Origin of the sequence: Burkholderia sp. WAC0059, assembly GCF_002870125.1 — a bacterium.
GTDB lineage: Bacteria > Pseudomonadota > Gammaproteobacteria > Burkholderiales > Burkholderiaceae > Paraburkholderia.
Genome location: NZ_PNEO01000001.1, coordinates 59,712 through 74,938 on the forward strand (window position 1 = coordinate 59,712; position 15,227 = coordinate 74,938).

13 protein-coding genes are annotated in these 15,227 nt (G+C 67.3%); 11 read left to right on the forward strand and 2 right to left on the reverse strand.

Features of this window, described 5'->3' with window-relative positions; all coding sequences use genetic code 11:
- Window positions 1-150 precede the first annotated feature (150 nt).
- The 9 genes from ahpF to gndA all read left to right on the forward strand — a co-directional run bounded on the left by ahpF (window position 151) and on the right by gndA (window position 11,845).
- Window positions 151-1,752, forward strand: coding sequence for an alkyl hydroperoxide reductase subunit F (gene ahpF, locus CY652_RS00290; protein WP_102128688.1), 1,602 nt, complete (start codon window positions 151-153; stop codon window positions 1,750-1,752).
- Between the two features lie 779 nt (window positions 1,753-2,531).
- Entirely contained in the window at window positions 2,532-3,722 is a 1,191-nt protein-coding gene (locus tag CY652_RS00295; RefSeq protein WP_102128990.1) for a porin, read from the forward strand.
- 413 nt (window positions 3,723-4,135) lie between these two features.
- Window positions 4,136-5,152, forward strand: a complete 1,017-nt coding sequence (locus tag CY652_RS00300; RefSeq protein ID WP_180970350.1) for an NAD(P)(+) transhydrogenase (Re/Si-specific) subunit beta — start codon at window positions 4,136-4,138, stop codon at window positions 5,150-5,152.
- A 382-nt stretch (window positions 5,153-5,534) separates the two neighbouring features.
- Window positions 5,535-6,947: a DUF2252 domain-containing protein gene (locus CY652_RS00305; protein WP_102128991.1), complete on the forward strand. Its 1,413-nt coding sequence runs from the start codon at window positions 5,535-5,537 to the stop codon at window positions 6,945-6,947.
- 77 nt (window positions 6,948-7,024) lie between these two features.
- A complete protein-coding gene (locus CY652_RS00310) occupies window positions 7,025-7,516 on the forward strand; it encodes a GNAT family N-acetyltransferase (RefSeq protein ID WP_102128690.1) in 492 nt (163 codons plus the stop codon).
- Window positions 7,517-7,663: 147 nt separating this feature from the next.
- Window positions 7,664-8,431: an SDR family oxidoreductase gene (locus tag CY652_RS00315; protein ID WP_102128691.1), complete on the forward strand. Its 768-nt coding sequence runs from the start codon at window positions 7,664-7,666 to the stop codon at window positions 8,429-8,431.
- Window positions 8,432-8,583: 152 nt separating this feature from the next.
- The gene (locus CY652_RS00320) at window positions 8,584-9,495 is read left to right on the forward strand and encodes an NAD-dependent protein deacetylase (RefSeq protein ID WP_102128692.1); all 912 of its coding nucleotides are present in this window, start codon (window positions 8,584-8,586) and stop codon (window positions 9,493-9,495) included.
- 116 nt (window positions 9,496-9,611) lie between these two features.
- Complete coding sequence (locus CY652_RS00325) at window positions 9,612-10,217, forward strand: pyridoxamine 5'-phosphate oxidase family protein (protein WP_102128693.1); 606 nt, start codon at window positions 9,612-9,614, stop codon at window positions 10,215-10,217.
- Between the two features lie 218 nt (window positions 10,218-10,435).
- A complete protein-coding gene (gene gndA, locus CY652_RS00330; protein WP_102128694.1) occupies window positions 10,436-11,845 on the forward strand; it encodes an NADP-dependent phosphogluconate dehydrogenase in 1,410 nt (469 codons plus the stop codon).
- Between the two features lie 61 nt (window positions 11,846-11,906).
- Here the strand turns inward: gndA and CY652_RS00335 are convergent, their stop codons facing one another.
- Together CY652_RS00335 and CY652_RS00340 are read right to left on the reverse strand one after the other, a co-directional pair.
- Window positions 11,907-12,635 carry a DUF2968 domain-containing protein gene (locus CY652_RS00335; protein WP_102128695.1) on the reverse strand — a complete coding sequence of 243 codons (729 nt, stop codon included), beginning with the start codon at window positions 12,633-12,635 and terminating at the stop codon, window positions 11,907-11,909.
- A 135-nt stretch (window positions 12,636-12,770) separates the two neighbouring features.
- Window positions 12,771-13,091, reverse strand: coding sequence for a hypothetical protein (locus CY652_RS00340; protein ID WP_102128992.1), 321 nt, complete (start codon window positions 13,089-13,091; stop codon window positions 12,771-12,773).
- Window positions 13,092-13,356: 265 nt separating this feature from the next.
- Here CY652_RS00340 and CY652_RS00345 point away from each other — a divergent pair, with 265 nt between their 5' ends.
- Window positions 13,357-14,031: a murein hydrolase activator EnvC family protein gene (locus CY652_RS00345; RefSeq protein ID WP_102128696.1), complete on the forward strand. Its 675-nt coding sequence runs from the start codon at window positions 13,357-13,359 to the stop codon at window positions 14,029-14,031.
- Window positions 14,032-14,196: 165 nt separating this feature from the next.
- The gene (gene ltaE, locus CY652_RS00350; RefSeq protein WP_102128697.1) at window positions 14,197-15,201 is read left to right on the forward strand and encodes a low-specificity L-threonine aldolase; all 1,005 of its coding nucleotides are present in this window, start codon (window positions 14,197-14,199) and stop codon (window positions 15,199-15,201) included.
- The last annotated feature ends 26 nt before the right edge of the window (window positions 15,202-15,227 follow it).

The following is a 15,227-nucleotide window of genomic DNA, read 5'->3' on the forward strand; positions in this document are numbered from 1 at the left end:
ATGCGTGTGCCTGCCCCCATCCATGCAGTAGACGGGCTGCTCCAGCCGGAGCGGCCCGAATCAGGGAGACGGATATCCCGTATCCCGAAGTTGGTTAGCAGTATTTAGCAATTATCGTCTCTCCCTGTTACCCACAAGCCGGAAAAAATCATGCTCGACGCCAATCTCAAGACGCAACTGAAAAGCTACATGGAACGGGTCACGCAGCCGATCGAGATCGTTGCGTTCCTGGATGACGGCGAAAAGTCGCAGGAACTGCACGGGCTGCTCAAGGATATCGAGGAATCTTCGGAGAAGATTTCTTATGTGGAAAGCCGCGGCGACGAAGCGGGCGATGCGCGGGTGCCGTCGTTCAAGCTGCGCCGCGTGAACAGCGACGTCGAAGTGACCTTCGCGGGCATTCCGATGGGTCATGAGTTCACGTCGCTCGTGCTGGCGCTGCTGCAGGTCGGCGGCTATCCGGCGAAGATCGAGGCCGACGTGATCGAACAGATTCGCGGCCTCCCCGGCGAATTGGTCTTCGAAACGTACATGTCGCTGTCCTGCCAGAACTGCCCGGACGTCGTGCAGGCGCTGAACGCGATGTCGGTCGTCAACCCGCGCATCCGTCACGTCGTGATCGACGGCGCGCTGTTCCAGGATGAAGTCGAGGCGCGCAAGATCATGGCGGTGCCGACGGTCTACCTGAACGGCGAAGTGTTCGGCCAGGGCCGCATGGGCGTCGAGGAAATCCTGCAGAAGCTCGACACCGGCGCGAGCGCACGGGTGGCGGAAAAGCTCAACGCGAAGGAAACGTTCGACGTGCTCGTGGTCGGCGGCGGTCCGGCGGGCGCGGCGGCCGCGATCTACGCGGCGCGCAAGGGCATCCGCACGGGCGTGCTGGCCGAGCGGTTCGGCGGCCAGGTGAACGACACGCTGGCTATCGAGAACTTCGTCTCGGTGCAGGAAACCGAGGGGCCGAAGTTCGCGGCCGCGCTCGAAGCGCACGTGCGTGCCTACGACGTGGACATCATGAACACGCAGCGCGCCTCGCAGATCGTGCCGGGCAAGGTCATCGAGGTGAAGACCGAAAGCGGCGCGACGCTGCGCGCGAAGAGCGTGATTCTCGCGACCGGCGCGCGGTGGCGCAACGTCGACGTGCCGGGCGAGCAGGAGTATCGCAACAAGGGCGTGGCCTATTGCCCGCACTGCGACGGCCCGCTGTTCAAGGGCAAGCGCGTCGCCGTGATCGGCGGCGGCAATTCGGGCGTCGAGGCGGCGATCGACCTCGCGGGCATCGTGAACCACGTGACGTTGCTCGAGTTCGGCGCGCAATTGCGCGCGGACGAAGTGCTGCAACGCAAGCTGCGCAGCCTGCCGAACGTCACGGTGCATACGCAGGCCCAGACGAGCGAGATCATCGGCGACGGCCAGAAGGTGACGGGGCTGACCTATCTCGAACGCGACACGGGAGAGAAGCGTCACGTCGAGCTGGAAGGCGTGTTCGTGCAGATCGGTCTCGTGCCGAACACCGAGTGGCTGAAGGGCTCGATTGCGCTGACGAAGCATGGCGAGATCGAGGTGGACGCGAAGGGCCAGACGTCGGTGCCGGGCGTGTTCGCCGCCGGCGACGTGACGACGGTGCCGTTCAAGCAGATCGTGATTGCGGTCGGCGACGGCGCGAAGGCTTCGCTGGGCGCGTTCGAGCATCTGATCCGCACGTCGGCCGATACCGAGGAAGACGTGAAGCAGCAACTGGCGGCAATTGCCTGATACGGGAGAGACGCGCATAACGCGGTTTCGGCGGTTTCTTTTCCCGGGCGGCTTCGAATATCGGGTCGCGATGTTATATAGATAAAAGCGCCGGCATATTGCCGGCGTTTTTCTTTTTGAAGCCGATATTGCATCTCCGCCGTAAGCGACGGCCGGGAATCTCATGGCGGAAGGCTGCCGGAACCACCTTGCGGGGGAGTCCGCGCACCATCTTCGGGCAGTCGACACGCGTAAATGTCGGTGGTTGTCGATGGCAAACGTTTGTTGCACCTGCTGCATCAATCGATCGCCCCGGAAATGCCTGATCCTGGTGCCGGAAGAGGCGTGTCTGGTGCGCTTCCCGGGCCGAAACACGGCGCGGTTCTACCGGGACCGACGCTGTCGCAGAGGCCGTGAGCCGTTAGCCACACCCTAATTCGCAGTGCAAGCCGGTTCGACCAGGTGGAACAAAGGGGTTCGATCATTCGGCATCGACAATCGCCTCGATTCTTGATTCTTCCGACAAGAATAACGTTCGGGTGGGCCAACGGAAAAGGGCGGGGAAGGCCGGAAATCAAGCGCTGGCCTTGGGCCTTGACGGGCGCCTCGTTCCGTCGCCATATGGTTATTATTGCGTTTTTTTAAATTTACATTTGTCAAATATAAAAATATCTGTAAGACCCATTGTTACTTAATTGACACACCTTTTTTAAATTTTTTACTTCGGAGATTGGTCAGGTTAGTCTCCCGGCGGAAGTTAGTTAGTAGTAGTTTCTTTAGCGCCAGGAGAATCAACGATGATGAAAAAATTTGCTCTAACCTCCATTTCGCTCGCCGTCCTCGGCGTGGCTGGCACGGCTCACGCGCAGTCGAGCGTGACGCTGTACGGCACCATCGACACGTCGATCACCTACCTCAACCATGCCGGCGGCAACTTCGGCGAAGGCCCGGGTGCCACCGTCTGGTCGATCGGCAACAGCAGCGGCGGCGACTTGTCGGGCTCGCGTTGGGGCATCAAGGGGGCGGAAGATCTGGGCGGCGGCCTGAAGGCCGTTTTCCAGTTGGAAAACGGTTTTAGCCCGAACAACGGCCAGCTCAATCAGAGCAGCCGCATGTTCGGCCGTCAGGCGTTCGTGGGCCTGACGAGCGACCAGTACGGTTCCGTCACGCTGGGCCGCCAGTACGACCCGCTGATCGACCTCGTGCAGGGCATCACCGAAGACAACTACTTCGGCTCGTCGTTCGCGACGGCAGGCGACGTCGACAACTACGACAACAGCTTCCGCGTGAACAACGCGGTCAAGTACACGACGCCGGTCTGGAGCGGTCTGCAAGCCGAAGTGATGTACTCGTTCGGCGGCATTGCGGGCTCGACGGGTTCCGAGCAGTCCTATTCGGCTGCCGTGGCGTACAACAACGGCCCGCTCGCCATCGCCGGCGGTTATTTCTACGCGGCGAACAACGAAAGCGCGGTCACGCGCGGCGTGGAAGACTGGTCGAGCACGTCGGACGGCCCGTTCGACGGTCCGGTCAACATCGGCTACTCGTCGGCTCACTCGCTGCAGATCGCCCGCGCGGCCGTGCAGTACACGATCAGCAAGTTCACCCTGGGCCTCGGCTACAGCAACGCCCAGTACGCGCCTGACTCGGAGTCGGCGTTCGCGAGTACCGAAACCTACACCACGGGTCAGGGCTTCGTGAACTTCCAGGCCAACTCGGCGCTGCTGGTGGGCGTCGGCTACAGCTATACGCACGCCAGCGGCGATACGTCGGCGAGCTACAACCAGGTGTCAGCCGGTGCCGACTACAGCCTGTCCAAGCGCACCGACCTGTACGCCGTGGCGGCCTGGCAGCACGCGAGCGGCACGACGATCGGCGACGTCGACGGCGTGGCGACGCCGGTGGCGGCGGAAGCCTCGATCGGTTCGTACGGCTACTACGGCACCAGCTCGCAGACGCTGGTCAGCGTGGGTATCCGTCACAAGTTCTAATAAAAACGTAGGGCGTTGTCTCATGGCCGGGTGCGCCGCTTCGACGGCGCGCCCGGTTTTTTTATGGCTTCGCAGTAGTCCTGCCGTTCGATCGTCGATCTCCTGGACGGCCCCGGCACCCGGCACCGCTCTCGCCGGACTCGTGGTTTTCCCCTATACGCGGTGCGCAGGCATGGAGGCGGCACCGCGTCGTCCTACGCTGCCGGGGCAGCGGCGGCGATCTCTGGTTATGCTGCCGTCGGCGGCCCGAGCGTTCCGGGACGCCTGGACGGACATCCCCATTTTCCTCAATGGCGCTACCCGAAAGGGTTCTGTACCTTCTGCTGCATCGATCCAGCCAGCGATCGCGCCGGGTTTCGTCCGAAGCCGGCGACGACAGGGTGGAAGCCGCCCGAAAGGTGGCAGGAGGAGACATGCCGGAACGATTGGCTCTACTACAGGTGATTTCGATGGCCGCATGGCTGGGCGGTGGGTTCGCCCTGGCCTTCGTGCTGGGCGCGCTCGCGCAGCGGACCGGGTTCGTTGTCTCGCGCCGTTCCGGCGGAGCGCCGCGCTGTCCGCGGGGGCGCTCGCGGCTCGCGGCGCCGTCGTCCGAATACGCGACGAGATGGCGGACGAGCGCGTTTCTGGTGGCGCTCGTTGCATTGCCGGTCTTCCTTGCCGGCAGTCTGGGGCGCGACGTCTGGGCGATGACGGCCGGTCTGACCGGCGGGCTGGGCGGCGTATGGCTCGCCCGCCAGTTCGACCTGGACGGTCGCTCGCGCGTCGTCGGCTTGCTCGGCGGTGCGGTCGGCCTCGGCGCATTGTGCGGCGGCTTCCTGCTTGATCTGCGGCTTGGCAATTCCGCGCCCTGCCAGCGCGCGGGCCTCTATCTGGCGGTGCTGGTCGGCGCGTTGTCGCTGGCCGGCTCGGCCGCGGTGCTGCTCGACACGCACCGTTCGCGCTCGCAGAGACGCATCCGGCGCTCCGCCGGCGACGACATCGTCCAGGGACTCGCCCTGCTGCTCCTGCTCGGTCTCGGCTGCGGATTCGTGAAGTCATCCGGCGCGCCGGATGCCGGGCTTTCCGTCCTGATCGCGGCAAGCGGTCTCGCCGCGGCATGGGGCGCGCGTTTGACGACGGTACGGCTGGAAAATGCCTCGAGGGCTTTGCCTCAGGCTGGCCTACCGGCCGGCTCGGGGTGGTCGTCCGCGCCGTCGCTGGCGGCGTGGGGCGGTGTCGCACGGCCCGGTTTGGGCGCGGCCCTCGTCGACGCCCCGATGTCCGTCGCATTGCTGGACTGTGCCGACTGGTTTCCGCCGTTTTACGCCGACTTCGCGGCCGGCACGGAGGACGAACTGGCCGGCGGCGAGCGCGTCCGGTCGTCGGGACCGGGACGGCACGGCCGGCGTTGCGTCGCGCGGGACCGTTGGCGACGGCAGCGGTCATAACGACAAAACGGAAGTAGCGCGAGCCCGCAAAGCGCGGGGCGCTTCCCTTGTGCGCGTGGCTCGCCCGGCGGGCCGCGCGTGTCCTGCCATCGGAAGTCGGCTGTCCGGTCCGCGGTTCGAGGCCATGCGTGCGGGCTGAAACGAGCGCGATATCCATGTCCGCCATCTCCCCGGCACGCCTTCCGTTCCATCGCGATCTTCAGGCTGGCGAACCCCTTCTCCATCGAACTTCCGCTCTCCTGGCCGCCCTTGCGCAATGCAGCACTGCACGTTTAAATACCGGGCGGGCCAGGGTCGGCGACGACGTTATCGACGCGGAATCGGGCCTCGCGCGGCCTTGCCGCCCCACGATTCACGACAAATTCCGACGATGGAGAAGCGCATGAGTGCGAGCACCATAGCTGAGCGCGAGGCGGCAGGCCGGGCGGCGCGCGAGCGCGCGAAGCGCTCGAGCCACCGGCAGACGGGCGAGCCGCGCCGCGACCCGCTCGACCTGCTGCGCGAGAGCAGCGAAGGCCGGCTCGCCGGGCTCGTGCCGCTGCGCCACGGCCGCATGCTCGCCTCGCCGTTCGCCTTCCTGCGCGGCAGCGCGATCCTCCAGGCGCACGACCTCGCGTTTGCGCCGCATACGGGCATGACGATACCGATCTGCGGCGACGCCCATCTGCTCAACTTCGGCGCCTTCGCCACGCCGGAGCGACAGCTCGTCTTCGATCTGAACGATTTCGACGAAGTAACGTCGGCCCCCTGGGAGTGGGATCTCAAGCGGCTCGTCGCGAGCCTCGTCGTCGTGGCGCGGCAGGGCGGCTACTCGCGCGGCGTCGCGGAGACGTTCGTGCTCTCGGCCGTCGGCGAGTATCTCGACCGGATGCGCCAGTACGCGCAGTGCGGCGTGCTCGAACTCTGGTACGACCGGATCGGTTTCGACCAGATGGTGGAGACCGCGCTTGCGCCCGAAGGACGCCGCCCGATCCGGCGCAGCATGGAGAAGGGCGCGGGCCGCGTGCACGAAAGCGCGCATGACCGGCTCGTGCAGCGCGACGGCGAACGCTGGACGATGCGCGATCTGCCGCTGTCGTTCTTTCACGTGAAGGACTGGCCGGCGTTGTTCGAGCAGGCGGGCGACGAGCGCGAGGCCGCCGACTGGCGGCGCTGGATCGGGCCGGTTTACTCGGGCTACCTCAAGACGCTGCCGCCCGACCGTCGCGCGCTGCTCGGACAGTTCCCGATTCAGGACCTGGTGCTCAGGGTGGCGGGCGTCGGCAGCGTGGGCCTGCGCTCGCTCGTGCTGCTTGCCGTCGATGATCGCGACCAGCCGTTGTTCCTGCAATTCAAGGAGGCGCGCGGTCCGGTCATGGCCCGCTATTTCCGGGCCACGCCGCACAAGCACGAGGGCGCGCGCGTCGTCGACGGGCAGCGCCTGCTGCAGGCGGCAAGCGACATTTTCCTCGGCTGGACGACCGCGCCCTCGGGCCACCAGTTCTATGTCCGGCATCTGCGCGACAGAAAGCTCACGGTGGACCTGGAGTTGTTCGACAGCGCGCAGCTTGCCGGCTATGCGCGGCTCTGCGGCTGGGCGCTCGCGCGCGCGCATGCGAAGGCGGGCGGGTCGGCCATCGAGATCGCGGCCTATATCGGGCGCGGCGAACAGTTCGTCGAGGCGCTGACCGGCTATGCCTTCGCCTATGCGGACCAGGTGGAGCGCGATTACGAGGCGTTCGTGAAGGCCGTGCGCAGCGGCGCGCTGCAGGCGCGGACCGACGAGCAGATGATGAACGAATTTTTCCCGGCCTGACTGTCCCGACCCGACGCGCGCCGGATTGCGCCGACGTCCGTTCGCTTCTTTCAACGACCCTCCAGGTGCCTCGGGACATGCTGCCATCGATAGACGAACTGCTTGACCTCGACGTGCTCACGCTGCGCGAACATACGGAGCGGGCCGGCGACACGTTCGACGTCGACCGGCACCGGGCGAGCCTGCAACAATCGCTGGCGGCCGGCAGCACGCTATGCGCGGTACGCCGGGACGGCACGCTCGTCGCCTATGCCATGCTTCGGCCCGAATCGCAGACTTGCTGGTTCGTGAGCGCGTTCAGCACGCATCCGCTGCACCGGACATCGGCCGTATTCGAACTGCTCGTGCAGATAGCCGGGCTCGCGCGCGCAAAGGGCATCGCCGAACTGAGAAGCCACGTCTATAAGACGAACCGGCTGTCCGTTTCCTTTCATCGAAAGCTGGGCTTTCAGGTCGTGAAAGAGAACAGCAAGGGCGTCGAATTCTTCGCCCCCGTATCCGCGCTCGGCAACCGGCCCGCCGTGCTGCGCGCCGCCGGACGGCATGGAAACCGCGGGTTTTCTGCCTGATTCCCCCATTTGTCATCCCCTACCCACTACGGTATGGTGCGGAATCGACACACCGTCGCCCCGACGATTGCGCCGGCCGCAACACGACGCGCCGCGCATCGGCATCGACGGGCGAAGACAAACCCGGACCCATGAGGAGAGCAAGCAATGAGCAACGACGGACAGCACGGCAAGGTGGCGCTCGTGACGGGCGCGGGCAGCGGCATCGGCCGCGCCTGCGCAAAGAAACTGCTCGAACACGGTTATAGCGTGGTCCTGGCGGGGCGGCGGGCGCCGTTGCTCGAGGCGCTCGCGGACGAAGCGCGTCAGCAGGGCCGGGATGCGCTCGCCGTGCCTTGCGACGTCGGCGACGCGGCCAGCGTCGAGGCGCTGTTCGACGCGATCCGCACGCGCTACGGGCGGCTGGACCTGCTCTTCAACAATGCGGGGCGCGGCGCGCCGGCCGTCGACATCGACGAGCTTTCGGTCGAGGACTGGCGCGCCGTCGTCGATACGAACCTGACCGGCATGTTTCTCTGCACGCGCGCGGCGTTCGGCATGATGAAGAAGCAGTCGCCGCGCGGCGGACGGATCATCAACAACGGTTCGATTTCGGCCCACGCGCCGCGGCCGTTCAGCATCGCCTACACGGCGACCAAGCACGCGGTCACGGGCCTGACCAAGACGGTATCGCTCGACGGCCGGCGCTACGACATCGCGTGCGGCCAGCTCGACATCGGCAACGCCGAGACCGACCTGGCCGAGCGCATGGCGCGCGGCGTGCCCCAGGCGAACGGCCAGATCGCGGTCGAGCCGCTGATGAACGTCGGGCACGTGGCCGACGCCTTGCTGCACATGGCCAGCCTGCCGCTCGAGGCGAACGTCCAGTTCATGACCGTCATGGCCACGAAAATGCCGTTCGTCGGGCGCGGCTGACGCGCGGGCGCCGTCCTCGCGGGACGGCGTCACGCGCTATATACTGGGCCGAGCCGCGAGCCTTGCCGGCACCCGCCGCGCCGGCGCACGGTTCGCGGCCCCGGCGCGGCGCGGCAGACAGGCCGTCTCCGTTCGTTTTTCGCGTCGCCGCCATGACTGCATTCGCATCCGTTTCCGAGTCCGCCCGCGTTCCCGAGCCGGTTCCGCCGTTCGCGGTTTCCGCTTCGGCCGCGCTCGATGCGCTCCACGCGTTCGCCCGGCGTCATCCGCGTCTTTTCGTGCTGACGGGCGCGGGCATCAGCACCGATTCCGGCATCCCCGGCTATCGCGACGAAAACGGCCAATGGAAACGTTCGCCGCCCATCACGCTGCAGGAATTTCTCGGCTCCGATCACGCGAGGCGACGCTATTGGGCGCGCAGCATGATCGGCTGGCCGGCTGTCGCGCAGGCGCGGCCCAACGGCGCGCATCGGGCGCTCGCGCGTCTCCAGGCCGGCGGACATCTTGCCACGCTCGTCACGCAGAACGTCGATGGGCTGCATCAGCGCGCCGGCAGCACCGGCGTGATTGAGCTGCACGGCAGCATCGGCCATGTCGATTGCCTCGATTGCGGCGCGCAGTACACGCGCGCCTCGATTCAGCCGCTGCTCGAAGCGGGCAATCCCGGCCTGGCCGGCGCGTATGCGGAGCCGGCGGCCGACGGCGACGCCCATCTCGACTGGGACGGTTCGGCGGCCTTCGACGTGCCGGTCTGCCCGGCGTGCGGCGGGCGGCTCAAGCCTGCGGTGGTGTTTTTCGGCGAGAACGTGCCGCGCGAGCGCGTGACGGCGGCGAGCGACGCGCTCGAAGCCGCCGACGCGCTGCTCGTGGTCGGCTCGTCGCTGATGGTGTATTCGGGCTATCGCTTCTGCGTGTGGGCGCAGCGCATGGGCAAGCCGATCGCCGCGATCAATCTCGGCCGGACCCGCGCGGACCCGCTGTTGGCGCTGAAAGTCGAGGCGTCGTGCGCGCCGGCGCTCGAAACGTTTGTCGCGCGGCTCGCCACGGACGAGGCGCCGTGTTGAACCGCCGGGCGAAACCGGAAGAACGCCCGCCGGGCGCATCGAACCTGACAACCTGACCGGACGAGGCGCCGCCGGTCGTACCCGCCGTGTCGCTGCCCAAGGAGAGAGGCTTTCCCATGACGATCACGCTCGAGGCGCTCGAAGCCCTCTACGGACAGCCGCATGAACGGGCGATCAACAAGGAGATCGACCACGTCAACGAGGACTACCGGCGCTTCATCGAGCTTTCGCCGTTCGTCGTGCTCGCGAGCGCGGGGCCGGACGGGCTCGACTGCTCGCCGCGCGGCGACGCGCCCGGCTTCGTGCGCATCGTCGACGCGCGCACGCTGGCGTTGCCCGATCGCATCGGCAACAACCGCATCGACAGCCTGCGCAACGTGGCGGTCAGGCCGCACGTCGCGCTGCTGTTCATGGTGCCCGGCGTCGGCGAGATGCTGCGCGTCAACGGGCGCGGCCGCGTCTCGAGCGACGCGGCGCTTCTCGAAAGCTTCGCGGTCGAGGGCAAGCCGCCGCGCAGCGTGCTGATCGTCGAGGTCGACGCGGCGTACTTCCATTGCTCGAAGGCCGTCACGCGCTCGAAGCTCTGGGATCCGGCGCAGCACGTCGAGCGCTCGCGCCTGCCGAGCGCGGGCGAGATGCACCGGCGCATCAACGGCGAGCGCTTCGACGCGCAAGCCTACGACCTCGAGCTCGTGCAGCGGCTGCGCACGGGCCTCTACTGAGCGCTATCGAGCGGCGCCCGAAGCCGGGCTTGAACCGCGCGCGCCTCGCCCGACGACCGGAAGGCGCCGGGTCCGCCTTTCGCGCCACGGGCATGCGGTTTGCGCCTCGCGCGACGGCGGCGCCGCGCACGCGTTCGCACGGCCGGCGGCCGTTTCCCTTATCCTTGCACGATCGGCGCCGCCGGGCGCCCAGGATTTTGCGAGAAATGGAGAGTCATATGGGTAAGCAGGCAATCGGCGTCGTGGGGCTCGCCGTCATGGGGCGCAATCTGGCGCTGAACATCGAGAGCCGGGGGCATGCCGTATCGGTGTACAACCGCAGCCGGGAGAAAACCGACGAGCTGATCGCGGAGTTTCCCGACCGCAAGCTGGTGCCGGCCTACACGCCGGAAGACTTCGTCGCGTCGCTCGAAAAGCCGCGCCGCATCCTGCTGATGGTGAAGGCCGGCGCGCCGACCGACGCGACCATCGCCGCGCTCAAGCCGCTGCTCGATGAAGGCGACATCCTGATCGACGGCGGCAACACGCCGTTTACCGACACCATCCGCCGCAACCAGGAGCTCGCGAAGTCCGGGCTGCATTTCATCGGCACGGGCGTCTCGGGTGGCGAGGAAGGCGCGTTGAAAGGGCCGTCGATCATGCCGGGCGGCCAGCGCGACGCCTACGAGCTCGTCGCGCCGATCCTGACCGAGATCGCTGCGAAGGCGCCCGACGGCGAGCCGTGCGTGGCCTACATGGGCCCGGACGGCGCCGGGCACTACGTGAAGATGGTCCACAACGGCATCGAGTACGGCGACATGCAGTTGATCGCCGAGAGCTACGCGGTGCTCAAGCAGGTCGTCGGCCTCGACAACCGGGCGCTCGGCGAGGTCTACACGCAGTGGAACCAGGGCGAGCTCGACAGCTACCTGATCGAGATCACCGCGAAGATCTTCGGCAAGAAGGACGACGAGACGGGCCAGGACCTCGTGGACGTCATTCTCGACCGCGCCGCGCAGAAGGGCACGGGCAAGTGGACGAGCCAGAACGCGCTGGACCTCGGCGTGCCGCTGCCGCTCATCACCGAGTCCGTATTCGCGCGCGTGCTCTCGTCGCTGAAGACACAGCGCGTCGCGGCGAGCCGCGTGCTCGCCGGTCCCGGCGCGAAGCCGTTCGCGGGCGATCGCGCGGCGTTCGTCGAGTCGGTGCGGCGCGCGCTTTACCTGAGCAAGGTGATCTCCTACGCCCAGGGCTTCGCGCAGTTGCGCGCGGCCTCCGACGAATACAAGTGGGACCTGCAATACGGGACGATCGCGAAGATCTTCCGCGCGGGCTGCATCATCCGGGCGCGCTTCCTGCAGAAGATCACCGACGCCTACGCCCACGATCCGCAACTGGCGAATTTGCTGCTTGACCCGTACTTCCGCGACATCGCCGCGAACTACCAGGCCGCGCTGCGCGAAGTGGTGACGGCAGCCGTGAACGTGGGCGTGCCCGTGCCGGCGTTCTCGTCGGCCATCGCGTACTTCGACGGCTACCGCTCGGAGCGCCTGCCGGCCAATCTCGTGCAGGCGCAACGCGACTTCTTCGGCGCCCATACGTTCGAGCGCGTCGACAAGCCCGGCAGCTTCCACGCCGAGTGGTTCTGAGCGTTCGAACGCACGGCTGACTGAAGGCGCGCGGGCATTTCGCCCGCGCGCCTTTATTTTTTCACCGTCCCGGCAGATGCGGGATGCCTTCGTTGCTCGCCACGCTCAACTGGTGAATCGAGCGATGAGCCTTGTTCAACTGGGCTTGCGCCGCGATGCGCTGCGCCTCGAGCTGGGCGACTTCCTTGCGAACCTGGTGCTGGCGGTTCGTCACGAGATGTTCCTGCGTCGCGTGGCGTTGCAGATCGCTGCGCAGGCGCTCGGCGTGCGATTCCGATTGCGAAATCTGGCGCGTGAGCTGCTCGTTCTGCGCGATCAGTTGCGCGCGGCGCGTTTCGCCGTCCGCGAGGCGCATCGCCTGCTCCTCGAGATGGTGAAACACGGCATCCGCGGCATCGAGGTCGGCCGCCTTCAGCGCGCGCCAGAGCATGCCGTCCTGGTGGAGCGCGACGTAGTAGGTCAGCTCGCGCGCGTGAAACTGCAGGCTCACCGCGTAATCGAAGCTGCGGAACAGGCGGAACGTCGTCAGCGCATCGGCGTTCGCGAGCGCGTCGAATTCGCTGCTGTCCGCCATCTGCACGGGCCGTCCGTTGACCTGCGAAGGTACCACGGCCACCGCGCGCAGCGTGGGCACCGGGCGCGCCGATTCGGCCGTCTCGGGCGGTGGTTCCCCGGCCGTTGCCGGGTCCGGAGCGGGTTCGGCGGCGGGCTGCACGTCGCGCGCGACGGCGACGAGATGGGACGGGCCGGCGGCAAAGAGGCCGGTGCGGCGGTTCAGGAAAGTTTTCACGGCAATTCCCCAAAAGGGCACGGCGATATTCCGCGCGGTCCCTCGCGCCCGACGGCGCAGGGAACCGCGCGGCCCGTGCGAAACGACCGGGCGTCCGGCGAAGGGGCCGGTCCTGCCCGCTTCCTGCTGGCAGCGTCAGTGCAGCGTGCGCTGCCGGCGTGCAATATCGTCGAAGAGTGCGTGGCTCGGTTCGAGCGCGAAAAGCCAGGTTTCGTCGTAGCCGCTCAGCGTGTCGAGCGCGTCGCGCAGCCGTTCGATCGCCACGGCGGGAAGCTCGACGGTCGCCTCGACGCCGCTCGCGAGGCGGGCGATGCTGGCGAGCTGCACGAGTTCGTCGGCGGCCTCGGCGACGTCGGCGGCGAACACGAGATGGTTGTTCAACAGTTCGACGAGCCCCGGCGATGCTGCGACGTCTTCGGCATTAAGCTGCACGGACACGAAGGTGGCTTTGTTCATCCTCGGATTCCTCACGAATGCGGGAGCGCGGCGGTGCAGATCGGCGGCCAGGCCGTTTTTGGAGAGCAGCACGACGGAGTATAGGCGAGCATGGCGTCGAATCAATATCGGCGGGCCGGGTCGGCGCGCGGGCAACGGCCGATATAATGGGGGCGCGTTCTGGGTTTTCGCCCGGCGTTCGCGCGCTTCATGACGAACGTATGCGAACGAATGTGCAGGATCGGCACTCGAATGCATGTCGAGTACGCAAGCGAGGATAAGCGAGATGAACCGACAATGGCGACGCCTGGGCGCATATCCGGCCTGGGCCGCGGCGCTGCTGATGAGCGCCTGCACGCTCACGCCGTGGAGCGGAGGAACGGCGCCGGCCGGCAGCATGGCCGCGCCCGCAGGGTATTACCGCGTCAATCCGGGCGACTCGCTCGCGAGCATCGCCGCCGCGTTCGGGCAGCGTCCGCAGGACCTCGCGCGCTGGAACCAGCTCGAGAATAACGCGCCCGTGGCGGCGGGCGAGATCCTGCGCGTGGCGCCGCCCGTCGCGACGCCGCCCGCCGCCACGGCGCAGGTCGCCCTGCCGCCGGGGTCGCTCGCCTGGCCCGTGCGCGGCCCGATCCTCCAGCGGTTCGTGCCGGGCCAGTCGACGGGCATCCTGATCGGCGGCACGCCCGGCGAGACGGTCCACGCGGCCGCGGCCGGGCGCGTCGTGTACGCGGGCAACGGCATGGCGGCCTACGGGCCGCTCGTCATCATCAAGCACAACGACGCCGTCGTGACCGCCTACGGACACAACGGCAGGCTGCTCGTCAAACAGGACGACGTCGTCGTGCAGGGGCAGCCGATCGCCGAAATGGGCACGGATAGCCACAACGTGACGGGCGTGCAGTTCGAAATCCGCAACGACGGCAAGCCTGTCGATCCGCTTTCGATTCTGCCGCGCTGATCGCGCGCCGATTGCAACCACGCTTCATCGTCCCGTCGGCGCCGCGCAAAATGCGCCGCGCCGATTTGCCTGTCGTCCCCGTTTGAAAATACACTCGGAAGCTTCGATGCCGCGCCCGCCCGGGTTCGCCCCCGCGCGCCATTCCATTACCGAGGAGCCCGACGCATGATCGATTTGCGCAGCGATACCGTTACCCGCCCGAGCGCGGCCATGCTGGCCGCGATGACCCGCGCCGAAGTCGGCGACGACGTGTGGGGCGACGATCCCACCGTGATCCGTCTGCAGGAGCGCGTGGCCGGGGCGGCGGGCAAGGAGGCCGGGCTCTTTTTCCCGAGCGGCACGCAGAGCAACCTCGCCGCGCTGATGGCGCATTGCGCGCGCGGCGACGAGTACATCGTCGGCCAGGCCGCGCACACCTACAAGTACGAAGGCGGCGGCGCGGCGGTGCTCGGCAGCATCCAGCCGCAGCCGCTCGACAACGCCCCGGACGGCACGATTCCGCTCGAACGCATCGCCGCCGCGATCAAGCCGGTCGACGATCACTTCGCGCGCACGCGCCTGTTCGCATTGGAAAACACGATCGGCGGCAAGGTGCTGCCGGCCGATTACGTCGCGCGCGCGACGGACTTCGTGCGCACGCGCGAGCTCGCCGCGCATCTCGACGGCGCGCGCGTGTTCAATGCCGCCGTCGCGTCGGGGCAGCCGCTCGACGCGTTGACGGTGCCGTTCGACAGCGTGTCGATCTGCTTCTCGAAAGGACTCGGCACGCCGGTCGGCTCGGTGCTCGTCGGCAGTCGCGAGCTGATCGCGAGCGCTCGCCGCTGGCGCAAGATGCTCGGCGGCGGCATGCGCCAGGCGGGCGTGCTCGCGGCCGCCTGTCTCTACGCACTCGACCACAACGTCGAGCGCCTTGCCGAAGACCACGCGAACGCGGCGCGATTCGCGGCCGGCCTCGCGCAGATCGACGGGGTGACGGTGCTTTCCCAGGCCACCAACATGGTGTTCGCGCAGGTTCCCGAGGCGCATTGCGCGCCGCTCGAAGCCTGGCTCAAGGAACGCGGCATCCTCACGCAGATGCTCTACGCGACGCGGTTCGTCACGCATCTCGACGTGTCGGCGGCCGACATCGACACGGTCGTCGCGGCCGTCAAGGGGTATTTCGCGAAGTAAGCGCCGCGCGCCGGACCGCTTCGGCG